The organism is Gaoshiqia sp. US2 (assembly GCF_059705485.1).
The window spans coordinates 273,129-296,722 of record NZ_AP048550.1; the positions used below are offsets into that span (position 1 = coordinate 273,129).

General features: G+C 44.4%; 16 protein-coding genes. All 16 read right to left on the bottom strand.

Going from position 1 to position 23,594, the window contains the following annotated elements; all coding sequences use genetic code 11:
- Nucleotides 1-107 precede the first annotated feature (107 nt).
- Nucleotides 108-1,784, bottom strand: coding sequence for a RagB/SusD family nutrient uptake outer membrane protein (locus AC6H3C_RS01120; RefSeq protein ID WP_497518699.1), 1,677 nt, complete (start codon nt 1,782-1,784; stop codon nt 108-110).
- 12 nt (nt 1,785-1,796) lie between these two features.
- Nucleotides 1,797-5,069 (bottom strand): TonB-dependent receptor, encoded by a 3,273-nt coding sequence (locus AC6H3C_RS01125; protein WP_497518701.1) that lies wholly within the window; start codon nt 5,067-5,069, stop codon nt 1,797-1,799.
- A gap of 197 nt (nt 5,070-5,266) precedes the next feature.
- On the bottom strand, nt 5,267-6,262 hold the full coding sequence (locus AC6H3C_RS01130) for a FecR family protein (protein WP_497518703.1): 996 nt from the start codon (nt 6,260-6,262) through the stop codon (nt 5,267-5,269).
- 116 nt (nt 6,263-6,378) lie between these two features.
- Nucleotides 6,379-6,990 carry an RNA polymerase sigma factor gene (locus AC6H3C_RS01135; RefSeq protein ID WP_497518704.1) on the bottom strand — a complete coding sequence of 204 codons (612 nt, stop codon included), beginning with the start codon at nt 6,988-6,990 and terminating at the stop codon, nt 6,379-6,381.
- Between the two features lie 30 nt (nt 6,991-7,020).
- Complete coding sequence (locus tag AC6H3C_RS01140; RefSeq protein ID WP_497518705.1) at nt 7,021-8,322, bottom strand: ATP-binding protein; 1,302 nt, start codon at nt 8,320-8,322, stop codon at nt 7,021-7,023.
- Nucleotides 8,323-8,499: 177 nt separating this feature from the next.
- Nucleotides 8,500-10,263: a hypothetical protein gene (locus AC6H3C_RS01145; protein ID WP_497518706.1), complete on the bottom strand. Its 1,764-nt coding sequence runs from the start codon at nt 10,261-10,263 to the stop codon at nt 8,500-8,502.
- A gap of 84 nt (nt 10,264-10,347) precedes the next feature.
- The gene (locus AC6H3C_RS01150) at nt 10,348-11,496 is read right to left on the bottom strand and encodes an SGNH/GDSL hydrolase family protein (RefSeq protein ID WP_497518707.1); all 1,149 of its coding nucleotides are present in this window, start codon (nt 11,494-11,496) and stop codon (nt 10,348-10,350) included.
- 134 nt (nt 11,497-11,630) lie between these two features.
- Nucleotides 11,631-12,788: an MFS transporter gene (locus AC6H3C_RS01155; protein ID WP_497518708.1), complete on the bottom strand. Its 1,158-nt coding sequence runs from the start codon at nt 12,786-12,788 to the stop codon at nt 11,631-11,633.
- Between the two features lie 5 nt (nt 12,789-12,793).
- On the bottom strand, nt 12,794-13,402 hold the full coding sequence (lpcA, locus tag AC6H3C_RS01160; protein WP_497518710.1) for a D-sedoheptulose 7-phosphate isomerase: 609 nt from the start codon (nt 13,400-13,402) through the stop codon (nt 12,794-12,796).
- 19 nt (nt 13,403-13,421) lie between these two features.
- Entirely contained in the window at nt 13,422-14,399 is a 978-nt protein-coding gene (locus AC6H3C_RS01165; RefSeq protein WP_497518711.1) for an ROK family protein, read from the bottom strand.
- 15 nt (nt 14,400-14,414) lie between these two features.
- A complete protein-coding gene (locus tag AC6H3C_RS01170) occupies nt 14,415-15,656 on the bottom strand; it encodes a uroporphyrinogen decarboxylase family protein (RefSeq protein ID WP_497518713.1) in 1,242 nt (413 codons plus the stop codon).
- Between the two features lie 60 nt (nt 15,657-15,716).
- A complete protein-coding gene (locus AC6H3C_RS01175) occupies nt 15,717-17,003 on the bottom strand; it encodes a Gfo/Idh/MocA family protein (RefSeq protein ID WP_497518715.1) in 1,287 nt (428 codons plus the stop codon).
- A 42-nt stretch (nt 17,004-17,045) separates the two neighbouring features.
- Nucleotides 17,046-17,798: a 3-keto-disaccharide hydrolase gene (locus AC6H3C_RS01180; RefSeq protein ID WP_497521239.1), complete on the bottom strand. Its 753-nt coding sequence runs from the start codon at nt 17,796-17,798 to the stop codon at nt 17,046-17,048.
- Between the two features lie 12 nt (nt 17,799-17,810).
- Nucleotides 17,811-19,895: a DUF5054 domain-containing protein gene (locus tag AC6H3C_RS01185; protein WP_497518716.1), complete on the bottom strand. Its 2,085-nt coding sequence runs from the start codon at nt 19,893-19,895 to the stop codon at nt 17,811-17,813.
- 2 nt (nt 19,896-19,897) lie between these two features.
- On the bottom strand, nt 19,898-22,279 hold the full coding sequence (locus AC6H3C_RS01190) for a GH92 family glycosyl hydrolase (protein ID WP_497518717.1): 2,382 nt from the start codon (nt 22,277-22,279) through the stop codon (nt 19,898-19,900).
- A 108-nt stretch (nt 22,280-22,387) separates the two neighbouring features.
- Nucleotides 22,388-23,572, bottom strand: a complete 1,185-nt coding sequence (locus AC6H3C_RS01195) for a DUF362 domain-containing protein (protein ID WP_497518718.1) — start codon at nt 23,570-23,572, stop codon at nt 22,388-22,390.
- Nucleotides 23,573-23,594: the final 22 nt, after the last annotated feature.

The window sequence follows — 23,594 nt, forward strand, 5'->3', positions numbered from 1 at the left end:
GAAGCAGAACAGGTGAAGCAATCTCCTGCTAATGAACAGATTGCTTCACTTCGCTCACAATCGGTTTTACTTTAGACTTTTTAAACTGGACTCAAATATTCTTCTTGCTAATTATATCCTGGATTTTGTTCTAACACCGCTTCCGAATTCTTTTCAATTTCGCCATAGGGAATTGGGAAAAGGTTGTTGTGAGGCTGGATAGTCTGCCCTTCGTCATAACTATTGTATTTTTTTGTCCTCTCATAAACCATACCCAGGCGGGCAAGTGTCAACCTTCTTTTTTCCTCATAAGCTAGTTCCCTGAGCCTTTCATCAAGGATGTAATCAATATCAACATCGACGGAGGCAACCGGTGTTGCATTTACCCTGGTCCTGACCATGTTGATATCAGCAGCAGCTTTCACTTCGTCTCCCGAACCCAAATAAGCTTCAGCCCTGATTAAATAGGTCTCTGCTAAACGGGCGAAATATTGGTCTGTATAAGTAGTCCCGGCAGAAGATAGTAACAATCCTACGCTTTTATCAGCATATAATTCTTCCGGATGATTACGGGGTGTGGAAATTTTTGATTGGAAAGGATAAAAATCCCTTCGCCTGTCAAGATTTGCAGGCGGAAATTCGCTGACTTTTTTCCCATAATACGCTGAGCTTGGATTGTCATAAACAAAGTCCCTAAACATGTTATACGCGTTATTTCGCATATCATTGTTCCAATCGCTTTCCCAGATTGTAGTTGCCCAATAATCTGTAGGTCCCATCAACCCGGCCGGGCGTCCGCCATTCTGCGAAGTAGGACCGATAAATCCATTTACTCCATTCGGGTCTTTAATAAACCAATACAGGCATCCCCAAAATCTTTCAGCTTTATAAGTGTCTCCATAACTGTCGTCGCCTCCGGCAGCATTATAATCTATTTGAGCTACCCAGATTGCTTCCGTATTTCCGCTACTCCTGTTTTGGTTGCCCATTCGAAAAAGATCCCACCATACATCGCCGGATTCATTTTTCCTGGAGCCAAAACGTGCAGTCATTAAATGAAAGTTGGGATTATCAATAACCTGGGAGGCTGCATTGATGGCTTTGTCCCATTCATGAGTGGCGAGGTACAGTTCGGCCAGGAAATGAAATGCCGCTTCCTTGCTGACCTTACCTTCAGCCTTCACGTGATTAATGTCCGGCAAATTTTCAGAAGCGAATTTAAGGTCGTCGATACACTGTTGATACACTGCTTCTCTTGTTGCACGGGTATAGTCTCTTTTAGGCGATGTTACTTCATTGAGTTCGATGGGAACGCCGCCAAACAGATAAGCCAGCATGCGGTAAGAAAATCCCCTGAAAAACCTGCCCTCGGCAATCGCGGCATTTTTTTCTTCTTCCGTGGGATAGGTTACATCCGTAATTCTGTTAAGAATAACATTTGCTTTTGAAATGATCCTATACAATTGGTTCCACCACTCATCCGGAATATTTGACAGAGGGGTTATATTTGCCGCGTAATTACCAATACTATAGTCACCGGCGCCTCTTGCATCCCGACCAAAATCTGTCCCAGTCGTAAGAGCGAATGCCCACTTCGAATTAATATCATGAGTCCAGGAACTATAATATACGTACCTGGTTTGATAATAAAGTTCAGTTATAGCCGTTTCAATTTGTTTTGGCGTGGTAAACGAATTTTCCGGGCTGTAAAAATCAAGAGGTATCTCTTCCAATATTTTATCTTCGTTACAGGAAAAAAATGAAATGGCGAAGAAAATAATCAATAAATATTTATGCAATTTCATAGTCTTAGTTTTTTAAAATGTTAAATCGATTCCCAATGAATAACCCCGTAGCACAGGCATCCCGTTATAATTATACCCTTGTCCTGTCTCAGGATCCCAGCCCTTCCATTTGGTGAAGGTATAGAGGTTCTTCCCACTCAAATAGATTTTCAATCCCTGGACATCAATTTTATTCAAGAGGCTTCTGTTAAACTGGTATGATAATGAAACATCCTGTATCCTTACAAAACTCCGTTGATTATAGTGACCCGGTAATATGGGCGAGTTTTTTAAAAGGGCCGGATATTCCGCGTTTGGATTGGCGGGCGTCCACCAGTCCCATTTGGTGAGATTGCTCTGCGTGATATTAACACCATCCCACGAATTGGAAGTTGTTGGGTTATTTGATCCATAATACATATCCCTGCCGCCCTGAATCGAGTTGATGAAAATTTTCAGGTTCCAGTTTTTATAGCTAAAATCATTGGAAATACTGAAACGATAACTTGGATCCCCAACCCCAATAATTTTACGGTCGAACTCAGCAGTAATGACCTTATCGTCATTCAAATCAGCTAACCGGTATTGCCCAGGCAACCAGCCGTTCGGGATGTCATCTCCTATCTGGTACAACCCGTCAACCTTAAAATCGTAAATAGCGCGTAATGGTTTTCCTATGAACAAGCCATTCGAAACAAGGTCATCTTCCCTGCCATCGCCATTTTGATCCATTCCTAAAATTGATTTTATTTTGTTTCTGTTCCTTGAAAAATTAAAAGTTGTACTCCATGTAAAATGATCGGTCCTTATATTGGCGCTGGTAACCGAAAACTCAATCCCGCTATTCTGTACCTTCCCAAGATTGCTGGTAATCGAAGTATAGCCTGTAATAGCAGGTACTTGTACTTGAAACAGGATGTTTTTTGTATCGGTGTTATAATATTCTATGTTCCCGCTGATCCTTTGTTTTAGCAAAACAAAATCCAATCCCAGGTTTGTGCCTGTAGTTGTTTCCCATTTCAAGTTCGAATTTGCCAATGTATATATCTGTGATCCAAGGGCTGAAGATGCGCCATCTCCAAAGATGTAACGTTTGGCGAGAACAACTTGTGGCTGGGTGCCGTAACGTCCCAACGTACGGTTACCGTTTGTTCCGTACGAGGCCCTTATTTTTAGAAACTCAAGCCAGTCCTGGTTTTCTTTTAGAAAACGTTCCTCGCTAAGTACCCATGCCAATGCTCCGGATGGAAAAATCCCAAATTTGTTTTCCTTGGAAAACCCTGAAAATCCATCCCTGCGGACCGTAAATGTTGCCAGGTATTTATTCTTAAATCCGTAATGCAGCCTTCCCATGTAATACAAGCTGCTCTCGTTCCATGCGCTGGAAGAAGTGAATTGATCGTCTCCCACATCCAGCTTGTTATAGCCCAGATCTAAATTAGAAAAACCTCTGGCATCGGCGGTCGTATTTTCATACTCCCTTTCCTCCCGTCCGGCAACTAGTGTAACATTAACCGTATGGTCTTGAATTGATTTTGAGTAAGTCAGAATATTGTCAAAAGTCCAGTCATACTCAGTAGCATTATATTTAGAGGCACGACCTGTAAAATTGACTTCGTATAAACTGGCATTAAACCGGCGACTTGTCGTGTAGTTGTGCGAATAATTAATCCGGTATGATAAACCCTTGATAAACGGGATGTCAATATCGGTATAAAAATTTGCAAAAAGGTTCAAACTTTTATCAAGATTATCAGTTTCCGAGCTATAAAATGGATTTAGCTGGGCCGAGCCCGTAGGGTTCTTCAGCAGTTCGCCACTCTCGTCATAAGGAGTTGCCAGGGGACTCATGATAAAAAGCTCGCTCAAACTTGGTGATATTCCTGAATTGTCACTGGAGGAAACAAATGACTGAACCCCAAACTTAAACCAATCCAGAATTTTATTCTCCAGGTTTATTCTGAAAGAGAATCTTTTGTATTTATCATTCATTACAAAACCCAATTGGTCCGTAAACCCAATCGACGTGTAATACGATGTCTGGTCGTTCTGCCCCCTGATGCTTAGGTTATGTTCCTGAATATGCCCTGTTTGGGTGCCGGCGTCCCACCAGTCAAAATCGGTCCCATTTTCATAGCCTGCTCTCAATTCAAGTGAAGTCCATCCCACATTCGGATCAAAATCAGGATTAGGCTGAGTATAGTCGGGAGCAAGATATCCTTGTGCCCAATGGGCATCCCTGATTTTTTCAAGATATCCTTCCTTGCTTAAAGGACGCATGTTTTGAACCGGATTTTGTATCGTGTAAGAGCCCGTGTAGTTAATGACCGGTTTCCCGTAATTTCTCCCTTTTTTCGTACTGATTAGAAGGACCCCGTTGGCAGCCCTGGATCCGTAAATGGCTGTTGAACTGGCATCTTTCAACACATCTACCGATTCGATGTCAGATGGATTCAGATTCACCAGGGCTCCATTATAAATGACCCCGTCCACAACGATCAAAGGCGAAGTATTCTTCGCATCAAAAGTATTTTGTCCTCTGATTGTTATTCCTGGATTCTGCCCCGCCGAATTTACCTGTCCGACATTTAATCCAGGAACGGTTCCCTGCAACGACTGTACAATTGATACATTGGGCGATTCCCTGAATGCTTCGATGTCTGCCGAAACAACCGAACCGGTCAGGTCGCTCTTTTTCATGGTTCCGTAACCGATGGCCACTACCTCTTCTATTCCAATGGTTGCTTCTGCCAGTACGACATTGATTTGATTTTTTCCGGCAACCGGAATTTCCTGGCTCTTCATCCCCACAAATGAGAATACCAGCGTAGCATCGGAAGGCACATTGGCCAGGGTATAATTGCCATCGGCGTCGGTAATGGTTCCCTGTGTTGTACTTTTAATAACTACGGTAACACCAGGAAGAGGAGATCCGGAGGAATCGGCGACACGGCCAGAAATGGTTTTGGGTTGTTGGGCTATACCCGAATTATTAAAATCCACGCCCCGTGGTGCAATAACAATTAAATTATCTTTAAGCACCCGGCAGGTAACATCCTGCCCCCTGAATAGCTCTTCGAGTACCTTTTCTACGGTCCCTTCGGTAACCTTTAAATCAACCTTTTGGGTCACATCAATCTGTTCGCGCCGATAAAAAAACCGGAAATCGCTTGAGTTTTCAATGTCCTTCAGGACATCGACCACCTGCCTGCCCTGGACATTGAACGAGAACTTTGTTGCCTGTGAATAAACACTTGCAGAAACCTCCATCAGGCAAACTACCACAATAAAAAATGTCAGTTTCATCTTTAAAATTAGCTTATGCCCCTTTATCCTTTTGGAAAAGGAAGCAAATTGTTTTTTTTTCATAAATTTGCACTTGTTATGGTTAATAATTCACTTGGCGTGTCACCGCCGTTTTATTAATTGTATTAAGCCGGTTGGATGTTCTAGCATCTCCGGCTTTTTTTCTGGTGTAAGATCCTATTCCATATTGTACCTCCTTATTTACCCGGGTTAATGATTATTTTCTGTCCTTCCACGCGGTATTGGATTGGCAGCGTACGTTTAATAATGTCAAGAATTTCGAGGATGGTTTCATTCCGGAATGTCCCATCGAAATGATATTGTAAAATATGGGAATCACTGATCTCAATTTCAACACCGAATTTCCGTTCCAACAAGACTTTCAGTTCCTTCATGCTCATGTTCACAAAGATCATCTTATTGTCCTTCCAGGCAGTGAACAAGCCGGTATTGACTTCCCTAACGCTGATCTTTTTCTCCCCGCTGTTGTAAATTAATTGTTCGCCGGGTTTCATTTCAACTATACGGGCCAGTTTCAGGTTCTCCGACGGTACAATCAGCACCGATCCTTCAACCAGTGTCGTTGCCGCCTCCGGGTCTCCCGCGTACGCCTTCACGTTAAAAGTTGTTCCGGTAACCCGGACATCGTAAAACGGAGTATGCACCAGGAAAGGCTTCCCGTTTATCTTTGCAACCTGGAAAAAAGCTTCGCCGTCGAGGAAGATCTCACGCATGCCGTTAACACCTTCGACCGAATATTTTATCTCCGACCCGGAATTCAGAAAAACATGTGTCCCGTCGGGCATAAACATTTCGGAAACCGATCCCTTTGGCGCTACCGACGTATAGTAAACAGGGGAGGCCCCGCGCTTAACCGAGTCAAGAAGATAGCCCGCAACCAAACCAATAGCCAGAATAGAAGCAACACGGGCAACACGGTACAGGAATCGTTTGTAAGTCCTCCAAACAGAAAGATCTCTTTTCCTCTTTTCCCATATCTTTTCGAAAACCCCTTCGTAATACTGCTCATCTTCAGGAAGCACCTCCATTTGACTCAGATCTTCGTACAGGATACTCTTCAATTCGAACTCAACATCCGGCTGGTGAAAAAGCGACAGCAGTTTTTGTCTTTGCCCGCCGGTTGCCTGCTCAGACTTTCCTTCGCTGACTATTTTACGGATAGATGGCCCCATTTTTGAAATTATTTGGAGTAATACGAATATCTTGAACAAGATACTGAGTTTTCAATGAAATTTTTTTGAGAAAAATCCGATTTGGCTGATTCTCAAACAAATTCCGGCATGGGGTCCTATTGGCAATACAGATAAAAGAGCAGCAACGCGGGGAGGGAACCGTTGCAAAGTTTACCTTTTAAAAAGGCGACAGCAAAGTACAGGTGGCTTTCGACGGTCCGCTGCGACAAGCCCAGCTTCCGGGCGATCTCCTCGTTCGATAAACCTTCTTCCTTGCTCATCTTGAAAATCCGCCGGCGCTGTTTTGGCATGGAATTAACGAGTTTCCGTAGATTGTCCAGCATATCGTTGTAGATCACCTCTTCCCAGGTTTCGTCTGACTGAGGACGCAGATCGTTTCCAAAATGGTCGAGATAAGCTCGTTCGATGTTTTTTCGGCGGATGAAATCGTAGATCAGGTTAATACCGATCTGGAACAGAAAAGACCTGAAACTTTTTTCGGCATCAAGGCTGCTGCGGATTTCCCAAATCTTCAGGAATACTTCCTGTAGAAGTTCTTCCGCATCGGCATTATTTTTAAGATACGACAGGGCAAATGCATGGATTCGGGGACCGTATTCGCTATACAAAGTATGGTAGGCGTATTTTGATCCGTCCCGCAGTTGTTCTACTAATTTCTTTTCGTGATCTTTTGCGGCGATTTCCATGTATAAATGTTCCTGTAACACAAAGATATGTTTATATCCTGAAACTCATGGCTAACTTACAGACGAAGCCACGAAATATAAAGGAATAAATGAGATTTTTTGCTCAGGGAGTTCTCCGAACCGGGCACCTGAAAATACATACGCTTTTTTTACGTTGTGATAGGTGTTCAGTAATATATGCAGGCTCTTGAGACTTCCTGAAGGGCCGCTTTTAACTTCAATAGGAATAATACCATCACCGGTTTCTACAAGATAATCGGTTTCGGCATTACTGCTTTTGGCCTGCCTCGACCAGTAGAACAAATTGCCGTTGCCTAAAGCAACAAGTTCCTGACCAACAAATTGTTCGGCCAACGCCCCCCGGAAAACAGACAACAAATCGGTCTGCTGAAACTCTTTCGCAACATTTAAGCCGCACAGGTTTGACATCAGGCCAATATCGAGCATAACTGCTTTGAATATCTTGTCGTTTACACCAGCCCCTAAAGGCATACCGTCCGGGTTTGACGCAACCACCTTCTTAATAAGTCGGGCTGTTTCAAGCAATTCAAACGCTTTTTTTATGGTTGGGTTGGTAAATCCTTCTGATAAGCGGGAATATTTAATTTGAGCGCCAACCTGCTGGGCAACGGAACTCAAAACGGCATTCAGGCAACGCTTGTCAGAATATTGGGCATACTTTGCAAAATCCTGCCGGAAAGTATTGATCAGATCCGATTGTATAGCAAATACTTCGGCTATGCTACTGGTTTCGACATACGTCTTTACACATTCAGGCATTCCCCCGATAAAAAAATACTTTTTTAGCTCGTCATTGAGTAGTTGATGGATGTTTTCAGCCAATTCATAAGGTTTTTTTACAATTTCCCCGGCTAAAAGTTCTTTGCCTGTCGCTGTCAGAAATTCGTAAAAAGTCATGGGGTGCATATTCAGGAGTTGCACCCGGCCGACCGGGAATGAAATATCCTTCAATGCGAACTCGATCAGCGAACCGGCAGCAATTACATGAAGTTCGGGCATCTGTTCATAAAAATAACGCAGGCACAGGATTGCTTTCGGGCATTCCTGTATCTCATCGAAAAAAAGCAGATCCTTGCCGGCCCGGATGCGCTTTCCGAGAAAGATTTCAAGCTCTGCTACAATCCGTTTGACATCAAAATTTTTTTCGAAAACTGAATGCCAGTCGGGATTGCTTTCAAGATTCACAATGTGCAGGTTGCCATCAAAATGGCTCAAACCAAATTCTTTTATCGAAAATGATTTCCCAACCTGTCTTGCTCCTCTTACAATCAATGGCTTACGAATGGAGGCTGACTTCCACTCCAATAGTTTTTGTGTAATATTTCTTTGCATAGATTCTCTATTCTAATCATATTCCATGCAAATATAAATGATGACTTTAAAAATACAAGCATGTTTTCATTTTTATTATTTAAAAAAACAAGCATATTTGTATCAATCTAAGGCAATAATTGCCTGATAAATGTTTGTGATTGAAGGTTTGCTGTCACTGCTTTTCTCTTAACTTTTCTAAGTAGCAGAATTGGGATTTGCTTCTTTCCTGTACTTTTCCAGCGCCTCCCGGAATGGAGGGAACGGGCAAAACTGCGCCTGATCATCCTTGTATAAGGTCGGGCAAGCCGGATTGGTTGCTTTTAGGTTTCTCCATTCTTTCCAGAGCTTGTCATATGCTTCGATAGACACACGCATGGCTACCGCGTCCATCGGCTTTTTGTCGATTTCAGATTCGGCTGCGAGTAATTGCATCTTCCATATCTGCTCAACAATCTGGTATTTGATGCGCCCGTATGTGGATGAAACCTCCATGTATTCCTGATCAGCCTGATTGGGTAAATGAATTTCACGGGCAAGTTTTTCGATTCGCTGCCACATCCTGACTGCTTCGGCCTTCTCTTCCAGCACCTCTTTCTCTTTTCCGGCATGTACCACAGGCTTCAGGTCAATGGCTGTCAGGTAGTCATCGCGGCACCACCAGTCTTCTACCTGGACATGAACAGATGCCTGCCCCCGCATAACAGCAGCGGCAGAAAGCAGGCATAGCTCGCGCAATTTTTTCAGGTCATCGCCTTCAACACCAAAACGTCCACGTGCTGCCTCGTTGAACAATTCTTCTTCACTTCGCCAGGGTTCCCGGGCAAAACGGGTAAATGCCTGTTCGTTCAGGTCAACCCAGAGTTCGTTTGTCAGGTATGGGCCGGCCCAGCCGTCACCACGCGACCATGTCCAGATGCCGGCCATTTGAGGCAAATTTACTAAATCGCGCAAACAACTGGCCGGGCCTTCATTTTTAATCCAGGCAAATTCTTCCCAACCTTCAATAACGCCTTGCCCAATATAATAGGGATGGGTATTTTTGCCATACAACCCTGCCGGATTGCAGGATATTTCAACTATTTGTTGATGTTTCCCGATCCCCAGGCAGGGGTTAAACGGATGTAACCGGAGGTAATCCCCCTGCACATGTTTGATAGAAAACACCAGATTTGAATGGGGTTCCACAGCATTGGTCACCTCAAGATAATAAGACGGATCGGTATGAAAACTTCCCGATTTGCCGTAACCCCAGGTCCGGTAAAACAGTTTCTTGTTCCGTTTTACACAGACCTCATCCCGCAGGATATTGATCAGTTTTATGTGTTCCTCCACACTTTCAGCAGGACTGCCACCTGCATGATTTGGAAATTCATGCAGATAAGTTTCCCCGTATCGGGTAGTCAACCCGTCGAGATTGGGAAACCGCTCAAAGATTTCCCTTATTTGTATCCGTAATACCTTTTCTGTACGTGGTTTCAGAATACTGGCTTGTAGCCGCGTGCCTCCCAGTACATTGATGTCATCAACCTCTTTTTCTTCACCCATTTCTTTGCCATACTTTTGCTGAATAGCTTTAGGTATTACCAAAAGATCTGTAAATGGATAAATGGCAATTCCTGCCTCTTTTGCTTTCAGGAATATCGAATCAAGTTTTAGAGCATACGATTCTGTTTCCTTACGAATGTCCGAACCCTCTGGCATGATTTCCTCATCAAACGAGCTATAGGTAACAGCACACGGAAGAAAAATCCTTGGAACTTGTCCGTTGAATCCCTGTTCTTTTAAATATACCGGATCATTATATTTAGTATCAAACGGAGGTTCACCTGGATTGTGATGAACCATGTTTAGATTGTACGTAAATGACTCTTCTTGTGGAGTTTCGGTTTTAGGGCTGAAACAACCTACATTCATTGTTCCTAAAACAACAATCGTAATAATGATTCTAAATTTTTGCATATTCTTATTTTTTTGATTTATATTTTGCAATTAACATACCGATCCCGGCTTACCATTTTGTGCTTGTTCTCTAATTCCCATGGGTTAATTCATGTTATTATTGACTTTATTTACAAGGAAATGGACGATTTGGCAGGTATGTCCTTTACTTTTTTCGTTTTTACTTTCCGATATCCTGATTTTCAGTATATGCTTTGAGGGTGAAAGCGTTTCATCAAATAAGAGATACTGGTTCAGGTACAGGTTATCGCTCCAGGGGGAGAACAAGTCTTTTGAATGGTATTCTCCTCCATCAATGCTGTATTCAATAGTCCCGACATCGGGACCGGCAACGTTACAAATACCAACGGCTGTTCCTTTAAATGAAAAGGTAATTTCTGAACCAGGGGTTGATGAAATCAGCATCGGTACATCTACATACCCTTTGCGGGTGGGAATGCTATCAGCAGGAGACCATTTTTTATCAATAGACCACCCGGTTGATCGATTGGCTTTATGGATATTTTCATAAACACCATGTGTAAAACTATATGAGTCCATTTGAGATGGGATCAGGTGAGGTTCTATTTTTTCCTGATTGAGAGCCAGATTCCAACAATTCTCGAGTAATGCTCGCATGGAAAGGAAATAAAGCTCATGGCCAAAAGGGGAGGGGTGAAGGTTTTTAAAATCATCATCCCAGGTAAACTCTCCTGCATTGATCCGGTCCGTCACTTCTTTGGCAAGGTTTAATGACGGAAGCTGGTAATGACTGGCAATGCTATCGTGACAGGCAATAGTCAACGGGATTTCCCCTTCATTGTATTCCCTGATTTTTTGAGGGTCAACAAAATACATCAGTACGATATCCGTGTATGGGTTGGACACCAAAGCATGACGTACAATACCTTCCATCCCCCGTATATTAGTAGCTCCGGCCTGTCCGTTATCATTAACGGCGGCTTCTTCGAACAATAAATCGATCTTGCCTTCCGACAGGACATCCCTTTCCAGACGAAAAGCTCCAGGGGTACTCCCGGTTGAAGGTATCCCTGCATGGACAAATTCAAATTTGGTTTTAGGAAATCTTTCTGTAAGGTATTGGCATACGTTTTCACGCCAGCCGTTCATTGCAGTTATTGATCCTCCCACAAAAGCTACCCTGGCTGTTTTATTCCTTGTAAAATGCAAATAGCTGTTTGCTAAACCACCTCTGATTTCCTGATAGGAAGATTGGTCGATCGAAGAATGCATTAATACTGAATCAGCATTCTTTTGTGCATAACTATAATTAATGAAACAGAAATTCAAAATTAGTGGTATGTATAGCAATCTTATTAAAAGTTTCATGTTATTTCATTCAATTCAAAATTTATTCTATTCTCTTTTCAACTTTCCGATTTAGGTTTTGTCACCAGTGAATTTCCCAGCAGATACACCATGCAAACGCCCAGGACCAGCATCCCGGCAGTAAGGCCAAAATTATCGGAAACAATACCGATTAAAAGGGTTATGATGGCGCCACCAATCACACCCATCATCATCAAACCGGATATCTCATTGCGGAATTCCGGTTTTCTGATTAGCGCCAGGGAAAAAATGACCGAGAAAATGTTGGCAACGGTAAGCCCCACCAGAAAAATACCAATATAAACTCCTGACAGGGAAGGCGCCAACAGGGTAAAGGCTAATGAAGCAAGGCTCAGTAATGCGATCACCCTGTAAAATTTGACTGTTTCGATGCGGGATAACAGAAAGCCTCCCAGGAAGGCGCCTCCTGTTTTAGCCGCAAAATAAACACTGATGCCGAGCCCGGCTTCTTCCAGGGGGATGCCTCCTTTCAGCATCAGGTACTTGGGAACAGTTACATTCATCCCTACATCAATGCCAACGACCAGCAGGATTCCAACGAAAAAACCTAAAATAACTTTGTCTCCCAACAGGCCAAAACTATCCCTGAACGAACCTTTTTGCCTGATTGATCCGGATTCAGTTATATTGACTGCATTCAACCAAATGGCGGTAAGTACTGATATGCCGCCAAACAACGGGAAAAGGTATCGCCAGTTACCCAGGTAAAGTGCAGCCCCACCGGCAACTACCGGACCCAAAAACGAGGCGACCGATTTGACAAACTGACCGAAAGTCAGGCTACTGGCCAATTTCGAATCAGGGACAATGTCGCCCACCAGAGGGTTCAGGGAAACCTGCAGCATGGTGTTGCCAATGCCCAGCAAGGCCAGGGCCAAAAGTACCGTAACAAAACTGTAAGAAATCACCGGGACAAAAAGGGCAGCGGCGGTAGCCGCGATGCTGATCAGCACGGTTTTTCTTCTCCCGATACGCCCCATCAGCATGCCTGTCGGGATCGACAACAGGACAAACCAGATATACAGCATCATCAAAATCAGGTTGGCAACGGTATCGCTCAACTGAAAATCCTGCTTGATGTAATTCGAGGCTATCCCCACTACATCCACAAAGCCCATGACGAAAAAACCGGCCATTACCGGCAACAGGTGGTTGATGTTGATTTTTTGTTGCATGTTGTTTATTCGTTTTGATTATCGTTATGAAATAATTCTGCTCCCAGGCCCAGTTCAATGTAATGTACCAGCGCGTGGATGACCTTGATATGGATTTCCTGCACCCTGTCGGAATACCCGCCATGCGGGGCGCGGATCTCCACATCGCACAATTGGGCCATTTCCCCTCCTGTCTTCCCCGTAAGTCCAATCACTTTTATACCTGACTGCCGGGCCGAACAGATTGCGTTGATCACATTCCGGGAATTTCCGCTGGTACTGATGGCCAGCAGCACATCACCGGGTTTGCCCAAGGCTTCAACCGTGCGGGAAAAAATGTAATCATAACCAAAATCGTTGGCTACGCAGGTAATATGTGAAGGGTCGCTGATGGCAAGGGCCGGCAAAGGCCTGCGGTCTTTTTGAAACCTTCCGGTCAACTCTTCGGCAAAGTGCATGGCATCGCACAACGAGCCGCCGTTGCCGCAGGAAATAATTTTATTCCCGGTTTTCAACGCTTCAACCATCAATTCTCCTGCTTTCTCCAGTTTTTCCCAAGTCTGAGGATCGGCCATAAATTTATCAAGCACCTCGTGGGCCTGGACAAAGTCTTCTTTTATTTTTTCTATGATCATCTTTTTTATGTTTTTGTTTTTAAAGCAGGTTTGCCGCCACCGACAGGGAAGCCATGTCGCCGATTTGTTCATCCAGTTGAGCTGGTACGATCCTGCATACTTTCCTGGCCAATGGCAATGCCTCGGCTTGTACAGCCTTTTCGAGCGACTGCATCAACAGGTGGCCGGCACGTACATAAATGCTCCCTATCACGATGCATTCAGGGTTCAATATATCCATCAACACTGAAAGACCGCGACCCAGGTAATTTCCGCAAATGTCGAAAACTTCCCTGGCAAGCGTATCGCCGGAATTGGCAGCCTCCGCTACCTTCTGCGCCGTAATATCAGGTAGGTCTTCCACGCTCGCACACCACTGGACTTTCCCGCCCATCTGGAGTCTTTCCATGACCTTCAGACGTGCAAGCTGGGCAATGCCGCCCCCGCTGCAAAACCCTTCGAACGAACCGGACTTGCCATATCCGACCGGACCAAAGTTGTCGAGCCGGATATGGCCGACTTCACCTGCATTGTCGTTGGTGCCGGCATAAAGTTTTCCATCAAGGATCAAACCGGCCCCCAGCCCGGTGCCAAAGGTCAGGAAGATCATGTTCCTGGTTCCGCGGCCTGCCCCGAACTTCCACTCGGCCAACGCGCAGGCGTTGGCATCGTTCTGAATGGCTGTCGGGATGCCATATTTTTCGGTGAACAGCTTTACAATCGGGATTTCATTCCAGCCCGGAAGGTTGGGCGGCGAAAGTACCACTCCCCGGACACTGTCCAACGGCCCTCCACAACTAATCCCAATCGAAGCTACGGTTTTAATTTCTACCTGATGAGATTGGAGTAATTTCTCCATTTCGTGCTGCAACTTTTCAATCATCCGGTAGGGGTCAGGATAATTTTTGGTCGGCACAACGGATTTGCCTATAACCGTCGGATGGCTGCTTTCATCAAGCTGTCCAAGGATCACTGCACATTTGGTGCCCCCCAGGTCGATGCCTATGATCTGATTCATATTTTTTACTAAATTTTAATTATTAAACTCCTTTACCGCTTCGAACATCGCCATGATATTCTTTGGCGGAACATCAGGCATGATGTTGTGGACAGTGTTGAAAACAAAGCCTCCACCTCTGGAAAATACCTCCAGGTTATGCTTCACGTGATCTTTAATTTCTTGTGGCGTACCCCGGTTTAACACGCTTTTCGTATCGCATCCACCGCCCCAAAACGTTAATTCACGGCCAAATTCTTTTTTCAACCGTTCAGGTTCCATATTCACCGCATTGATCTGTACCGGGTTCAGGATTTCGAATCCCGCCCCGATCAACTCCGGGATCAGTTCGTAAATGCCCCCGCACGAGTGGAGCATAGTATGCGCTGACGAATGGGCTTTTACATAATCGCACATCTGCTTATGCCGCGGGAAAAAAAATTCGTGGTATGTTTCCGTCGGGATAAATGGCCCTGTATTCGTACCAAAATCATCTCCAAACTTCAGGATATCTACTATATCGCCAACGGCCTTGCATACGTTAGTCAAAAATGCCATGTGTCTTTCCATTAAGACATCGAGTAAACGATTGACATTCTCCGGATCAAGGTAAAGATCCATCATAAAATTGTCGATGCGACGAAGGAAAGTGCCCCATTCAAACAGATTACAGCCCACTCCCAAAAGCAGGGCTTTGTCTGTTTTTGAACGTAAGTCAAGGGTTTTTTCCCTGAGCAATTCCCAGAAATTAGGTTCATCGCCCCAATCGTAAGGTGTAAAACCGAAGCCTCCCCAAACTACCCGTGACATTTCCCTTCCGATATCCTGATAGTTATCAGGGTAGCCATCGATATACGGGAAAATCAACTGGTCGAAAAAAGTGGCTCCCGATGGCATCTTGCCAATGTATTCACCAGTTTTTCCGGCGGCCAGCCAACTTCCGTTATCCTGCTTTTCAGGTTTGAACCACTTAGGATACAATGCCGGGTAACCCTTAATTAATTCCAATTCGTGCCAGTAATTTTCGGCCGTGTTAAAGTGGCGGCCAACATCCAATACATCTACCCCGAACAAATCGAGTATCTCCATGTCTGGTTGTGAACATTGCTGTACCACGTCGGGCGCATGATTTTTCAAGTGCTTTTTTCCCAGGTAGTCCAACAGGTTTTGATAAGCTACGACCGATATTCCTGAACTACCGGTTGCCCCCAGGTCCACCGGAACCCGGTCGGGCTGTTGATGATTAATAGCTGATAAAATGCGTTCTCTTGAATTCATTTACTTTAGTTTAATATTTAAAATCTCATTCTGTATCATTTCCCAATACCTGCCTCACAATTATTTCAATATATCTTCAAGTACCCATGGGGCACGTCCCACTCTGTTACGCATACTGTTAGCCTCAAAATCATTAATGAATTCCTCATTAACAGGATCCCATTTAAGTTTCCGCTGAAGTTTCATTGCAATATTTCCGATATGCGTTAATGTTGATGTTCTGTGCATATCTTCAACGGGGTGGAATACGGGGGTACGTGTTTTGATACATTTTAAGAAATTTTCATGTTCGCTGCTATCTGTATCTAAATGGATTTCATTATTCCCAATTACTGAATTCAATATTTCTTCCGAACTTGACTCAAGCGGCCCACTCCATCCTTTTATAAGTAACCAGCCATCAGTTCCCTCACAATAAAGCTCGACAAAATTGGAATGAACATCGAGGATAACTCCGTTCTCAAATTTATAGGTCAGATTGTATTCTTCAAAAGTGTCAAAAATGCCCGTATTCGGATTAATTCCATTTCCTTTAACCTCAACAGGGCCCGATTTCTCTGTCCCATTGATCCTTTGAGCAGTATCGAGCAGGTGTGCCCCCCAATCCGTTAGGCTACCCCCGGAATACTCACTGATGTACCTGAAAGTACCGTGACAACGACCTGGTGAATAAGGAGCGTATGGTGCCGGCCCGAGCCACATTTCATAGTCAAAATCCTCAGGTACTGGCTGTATAGTAGCATCAATCCTATTCTGTAGATTATGAACACCCGGCAGTCCAACCCGTATCCTTTGTAATCTACCAATTCTACCGTTACGGACCAATTCTGCCATCCTGTGGTACTGAAAAACAGATCTGTCCTCCAAACTTGTCTGATAAATTTGATCTGATCGTGATATATAATCACTCAAGAGTCTTCCCTCTTTGATGGTCAAAGTAGGCTTTTCGCAACAGACATCTTTCTTCTTCTGAATAGCCATGATTGACATAAGCACGTGCCAATGATCAGGTGATGAAATTTGAACGGCATCAATGTCATTTCTTTCAAGCAGCTCCCTGAAATCATTATATATATGGCAATCCTTATTTCGATATTTTTTATCAATTATGGATTTTGCTTTCAAAACACGTGAATTATCAACATCACATGCTGCCAAAACGCGACAATCATCAAGTTTAAGATATGCGGCAAGGTTCCAGCCTATTCCATGGGAACCAGTACCAATCATCCCAATTGTGATTTGATCGTTTGATCCGAATGCACAAGAGGGTATTATTGTTGGCATCATAAATGCACTTCCTGTAATCAACCCGCTTTTTAAAAAATTTCTTCTATTAATTTGCATAGCTGCTTTTTTTAATTTTTGTTAAAACGATAGTCTGCTTTGTTACAAGTCTCTTATCCAGATATTCCGGTAGCTGACCGGATCGTCATGTTCTTGCAGGGACAATGGTTCTTTTAAACCATGCGCTTTATATTCGGGTGCACCGATATAGGCTATTGTTCCCTGAATTTCAAAATTATTAAGTATCAGGATGCCGTTATGAAGAACCGTGATACGGGCCGGTATGATCACTCTCTCTGTCTCTGAAAACCTTGGCGCTATATAGATAATGTCATAAACCTGCCATTCGCCCTGTTTTTTACAGGCGTTGACAAGCGGGATTGCCTGTTTGTATATTGAACCGGCCTGCCCATTGACATAAATCGGTTTCCCATTGACATAAACCGGATATTCATAGCTATCGAAAACCTGAAGTTCGTATCTGCCCTGAAGCAATATGCCACTGTTACCAAAACCACGCCCGTTTGCCGGGGTTTCAACAGCGGTACGCCATTCTACATGTAGCTGACAGTCACCGAAATGCCTCTTTGTTTTGATATTCCCGGACTTAGGCTTAACAGTCATGCATCCTTCTGCCAAAGTCCATTCTACGTCTCCTCCACCGGCGCTTTGCCATTCGTTGAAATTGGTCCCTTCAAACAAAACGATGGCATCGGATGGCGGTTTTGTACCTTGCCCCGGCGTCACAATTGGGGGCACAGGAGAATAAATTTCAGTACTTTCAGGTGTTTTTTGCTGGGAAAAAACACATACTTGGACGTATAACATGAAAAAAATAATACTTACTGCTTTCATCAATTTAAAGTTTTATTGAATAAATTTTAAGATAAATCGGAACTGTATATCCTCTTCAAACCACATGGTAAAATTAGTGCCGGTGAGATTGTTCAGCAGGCAAAAATGAAGACCTCCCTCCATATTCGGTTGCTTGTTATCGAAAGTCAGCAATGAACACCTTCCAGGAGCTACCAGGAACGCATCCAGCGTTTCCAAACAGAAACCAGACTGGCTGTCTTTGTATGAAATACCTTCAATTACGCCATGCAGATTCCGGTTGCCTCCATTGACTATATCCAATGGCGATACAGGCTGTCCCATTTTGTCCAGCAAGAACTGACCATCAGACGAAACTCCGGGAATAAAAGAAAACCAGCAGGCTTCGGGCAACCGTGAGGCCTGTTTTCCGAACCACTTCAAGGTTATTTTCATAACAGGTTCGCTATCCGGAAGGAATGTTTCCACGAAAATTTCTTTCGGGCAACCTGAATCCCCAGCTTCGGGAATTTCCAACCAGGCCAAAAAGAAGTCACCGTCTTTCCGTTTTTCATGCCACAATTGTTTCAGGCTGGTGAAATACAGGGCAGTTTTTGCCGATGATTTTTCTAAACCCGGTTTATCCCAGCTGTGAACTATCCATTGCGGTCTTCCCAAACTCTCAGGCACATACTGGTTCATGAATTTGTGGAATTCAGGAGTTGAGAACGTCTGATAGGAAAATAGTCCGAGTGTTTGGGTATCAGATGCCCATTGTCTTTTGGTCAGCTTGTTCTCAAGAAAATTAACGGCTCCCGTTTGTGGATCAAAGCCTATTTTGAAATACCTGGCATCGAATAATCCATTAGCCGGATCAACCCGCTGAAGTTTCCCCATGATTGTCCTTTCCGGCTTTAAGGATTTAATCCTCGATTCTGCTTCCGTTTTTAGCACGGCAGGCAAAACAGCAATTGCACGGTCGATGTTGGCCCGTTTTTCGGCCCAAGAAGCTTCTATATTCCTGAATTCCGGCAGGTCGCGGGATGACCGGAATTTGGATATATCATAGACATCCCAGTTCCCCGCGGAGCCAATATGAAGCCCCCAGGTATGTTCCGGGACAAGAAGCAGGTGTTTCCCGAAAGCCATGTCTGTTTCACCATTTGCTTCAAGCTCCCCTTTGCAGATCCATTTCCTTCGTAGTCGTGATAACTCCCGGAAACGGGCCATCAATAGCGGGTCGCTGCCTGGTCCATGTATCCAGGTATCTCCGATTTCCTGTGTTACTACCGGTAGGCGGTCACGCAACAAACGAACCTCTTTTGCCACTGCGTTCAGATTGGAGACAAATACTTTCGACTTTGGGAATTGTTTTCGCAGGTCAGCATAGATTTTAACTATTTGCTCAGGGGAATGAGGCCCGTGGTTATCGGAAGTGAAATTAATCGATACGGCTGTTTTTCCTCCCGGTAACAGGGCTACGCCCCCATAATCATGTTGATACATTACCGTAAGCTCTGTCCCGTCAGGATTTTTCCAGACAAACAGGGGGGGTACACCGGGCATAGCGCTTCCTGTATTGACCCCTACATGAAACAGTTCGATGCCCGATTCTGCCATTACCGGTACCATTCCCCGTGTATGGCCCGGTACATCGGTCATCTTTGCAGCCAGCGTTTTACGCCCGAAACGCTGATCCAATTGCTTTGAAAAGTTAATAGCCAGGCGTAAAAGTGACTGGTCCATCAGTTCGGTATGGGTTGTAAATGGCAAGCCGTGCCACACAAAATCGCCCCGGTCGATGGCACGTTCCATCCGCCGCCGGTTTTCAGCCGATGCTTCTTCCAAATAGCGGTAAACCAGCCAGGAGCCTGTGGTCCACTGGTAGTTGTCTTCCACTCCCTCCCTGGCAAACCGCTCGGTCAACGCTAAAACGTTGGGGATAAATTCATCAAAGTAGGTTTTAATCACATTGGCAGCCATGTCGGTAAAACCAACGTCAAGGTGGGTTTTGAAAATCACATGCACACGTTCAACGGTTTCACTTGCCGGATTCGAACCTGCAAATAAAAGATTGGAACTTATCAATGTTGTTCCGAGAACCGCGCTGGTTTGGGTCAAAAAATGTCTTCGATCCATCGTCAATCTTTTACAATACCCATTTGTCCCCATTTTTTATTGGGTTTTGGTCCCAATTCGAGTTCCAGACGGCCTCCCTTAAAAAACTCTGCAACAGGAAACCTGAAACTATTCCAGGATTTCCCGTTGAGGGTTGCCTTTTGGATATAAATATCACCGGGATTCTCTCTTTTCGCAACAATCTCAAAAATATTGTTTTCTCCAGAATTTCCGGAAGAAGGGAAGGTAATGGTTGTTCTATCAAAAACAGGGCTGGTGATCTCCAGTGTTGGCGTTTCGTTAGCGCAGCCCTCTATGTCGAACAGCCCTATTGCCATCAGAACCCCCAATGCCCCCATTTGTCCCTGATCCTCGTCGCCATTATAACCACTGTACGGATTAGTCCCGCCAAAAGTCAAATCCTTCACTTGGCGTACCCAATACTGGGTCTTCCAAGGCGCCCCAGCATAGCTGAACAGGTGGGCCATCCCGCAGGAGGGTTGGTTTTCATAATCCACCCAGCCACAGCCATGTTCCCCGTGAGGCGTGACAAAGCGTAGCGGACGGGCTTTTTGGAAACTGGATTCCAACTGGCTTAAAAAGGCTTTTATTCCTCCTGACGCGTCTATCAGGCCTGTAACGTTTTGCGGCACATAGTAGGTGTAAGTAGCCGAAGTTCCTTCGATAAAGCCCGGAGCAGTGAATTCATTCCCTTCGGTGACCGGTGAAAAAGGTTCCATCCATTCTCCCGATTCATGCCGTGGCCTGGCCCAACCCACGGCTGGATCGAAAACATTCCGCCAGTTTTCGGCCCGTTTGGAAAACAGTTCAGCGTCCGCCGCCCTGCCAAGCTTTCCGGCAATCTGGGCCAGGCACCAGTCCTGGTAAGCATATTCGAGGGTCATAGCTGTTCCGCCCTGGTGCCAGCCTCCTTCGCGTTCGGCAACTTCAACAGGGACATAACCCAATTCGATATACCAGTCCATGCCTCCTCCAACGGGGTTGGGGCCTGCCTCATAACCCGAGCGGTCGCGTATCCCGCCCGGGAACGCGTTCTTTCTCGCAGCGGCGTATGCCAGTTCAGGATCGAAGGTGGCCCGTCCGGTTGACATGAGCGCTGCCAACAGCGGTGTAGCCTGGTCGCCTACCATCACATAGGAATAATTTCCTGCCCAGGAGCAACGGGACATAGTCCCGGCATTCCGGTAATAGTCCAATGCAGATTCTGCAATCCAGTTCCCGATTTCAGGATAAACCAACGACCACAATATATTCAGGTTCCAGTGGCTTCCCCACAAACCGTCCCATTCCATAAAATGTCGTTGCGGTTTACCATCTTTTAAAGGAACTTGCCGAATCACAGGGAATGGCCCGGTCCAATCTGCGTATGACCCATCTACATCACTGGCCACTCTCCTTCCAATGGCGGTGTGCATCAGGTCGGTATAAAATTTTACCCGCTGTTCATGGGTACCACCATCAACCTGAATTCTGCTCAAATATTGATTCCATTCCTTTTTGGCATCCTGTACCACCTGGTCAAAATCCCAGTGAGAAACTTCAGTTTCCATATTCAAACGGGCATTTTGCATACTGACATGGGATATGGCTACTTTTAAAAGTATTTGATCCCCTTTCTTCAGATTCTTATAGGTTAAGTATGCCCCGCTTCCCTTCCCCTGGATTATCCCAGCTTCATGGTTCACGAGTTCACCGGTTTCACTTCCGTTTTTTCTTAACCAGCCCGCAAAACCGTCAAACGGCTTGCTCGTTTGTGCAACAAAATGGATGATGAACGGCTTTTTGCGCCTAAAGGTTGGCGCCAATACCGAATAGCCCTCTATTTCGTTGGGCCCTGTTTGCCGGGCATAAGCGTATTCCATCTCTGTTGGGCCAAGTGTTGCCCCCAAATTAAACAGGATATGCGCCTCACCAGTTTCAGGAAAGGTATAACGGTGCATTCCAACGCGGCTGGTGGCCGTCAGTTCTGCAGTGATACCATAGTCCTCAAGATATATTTTGTGATAGCCCGGTTTTACGACTTCCTTTTCGTGGCTAAATCGGGACTTGCTGGTTTCCAATCCCAGATGTCCTTTGCATTCTCCCGTTACCGGCATGACTGGAATACCCGCGGTCTGTGTATTATGGACATGAGAAAAATCAAGGATAAATTTCTCATCATACTGGTAGCCCGATCTCCATAAATCCCCGTGTTTGGTATCCGGGTTAAGGGCCACCATCCCGTTAGGAACTGTGGCCGAAGCAAAGAAATCGAAACGACACCCGGCTGTATTGATCAAAGGATCGGCCAGATCAGCAGGGGTTTCCATTTCTTGTCCATAACAGGAAGGCACAAATCGTTCAATTATAAATATTAATAAAAGGAAAAAATTAAATACTCTCATATTTCTTATGCATTATCATTAATAGAAAAATTGTCAAATCTTTTCGTGGAATTTTTGATATCAAGGGAACAACTTATCATTATTCATAGTAATCAGTATTATCTATTATTAAACGGATATATAATTTATTTCAGAGAATGATAAATCCATTATCGGTTTTTCCTTTTTATTTCTTTGGACATATTTGCATTTTTCGTATTTCCATGCAGAATACTTTTCTGATGAATTTTTCAACCAAGTATCAGGGCCGATTTCCTTAAACCGTTTTAATACGGGAACACAAGTTTCATATTCTGCTTTAATGAAACTGTAGAGAACGGTATCATGATAAAACGGGCTTCTTGAAACAATCAGACTGCCAGGAATGCCATTGGGAAAAAATTCATCATTGGTAAACCGATCTATCGTATCCGGAGTATGACCTCCAAAAATAAACTCTCCGATATTTAACCGGACACGGTCCTTGATTTCCGGTGACAGGGAAATGTCCGGCAAATGATTTCCTATCGTAAATTCTTTGGTTGCATTATAGTGCATGTAAAATCCAACATTTTTTGCTATTCCAAACAGGTTTTTCATGGCTCCGGTTACTCCGGTCATGTGTATTTTCACCAAATGCAAATTGATCAGATAATCAGCATCGATCAGTATCTGAGGAATTGGATACCTATCGGTAGCTTTGCCATCGCGAGGAATACCGGCGTTGTCTGAGAGAAAAATTGTGTGGTTGCTTACCGGAAGTTCATCGTTTGTCCCAAGTAACCTAATGTTTTTAAGATCGCTGCTGCGAACTTCCTCTATGAACTCTTTGGGAAAAGGCCGGGAACAATCGAAAAAGCAAATATTCTCTTCCTTTAGACCAGCTTTTAATAAACTTCTGGATAACACAACCAGCATAGCCGGACTGTTATTCAGTGTTGCATTGATATCGCGTATGGTATTATTGAAATTGACTTTTACAACAACTTTCTTCTCTGACAAATCAGCCTTTGTTGATCCCGCCAGTATCTTTTCCCATGACTTTTTTTCCCCACCTTCACCGGATATTTCAGCTATTGACCTGGACAGCATTTGCCCCAGGACATCCGGGTCAATGGTTTTCCAGTAAACCTTTTCCCCCGAGAAATCGTAATCGGATACCTTGCGGTCATAAACTCTGACAACTTTATGATCATCATAGGGCTCAGGGAAGTCAATTGCATCTGAAAATAATGGGTAACCTAACAATTGCTCAGGAAGGAATCCTATAGCGCTCAAACTTGCTGATGCAGTAATAAATTTTCTTCGCTTCATTAATTAGTTATATCAGTTAATA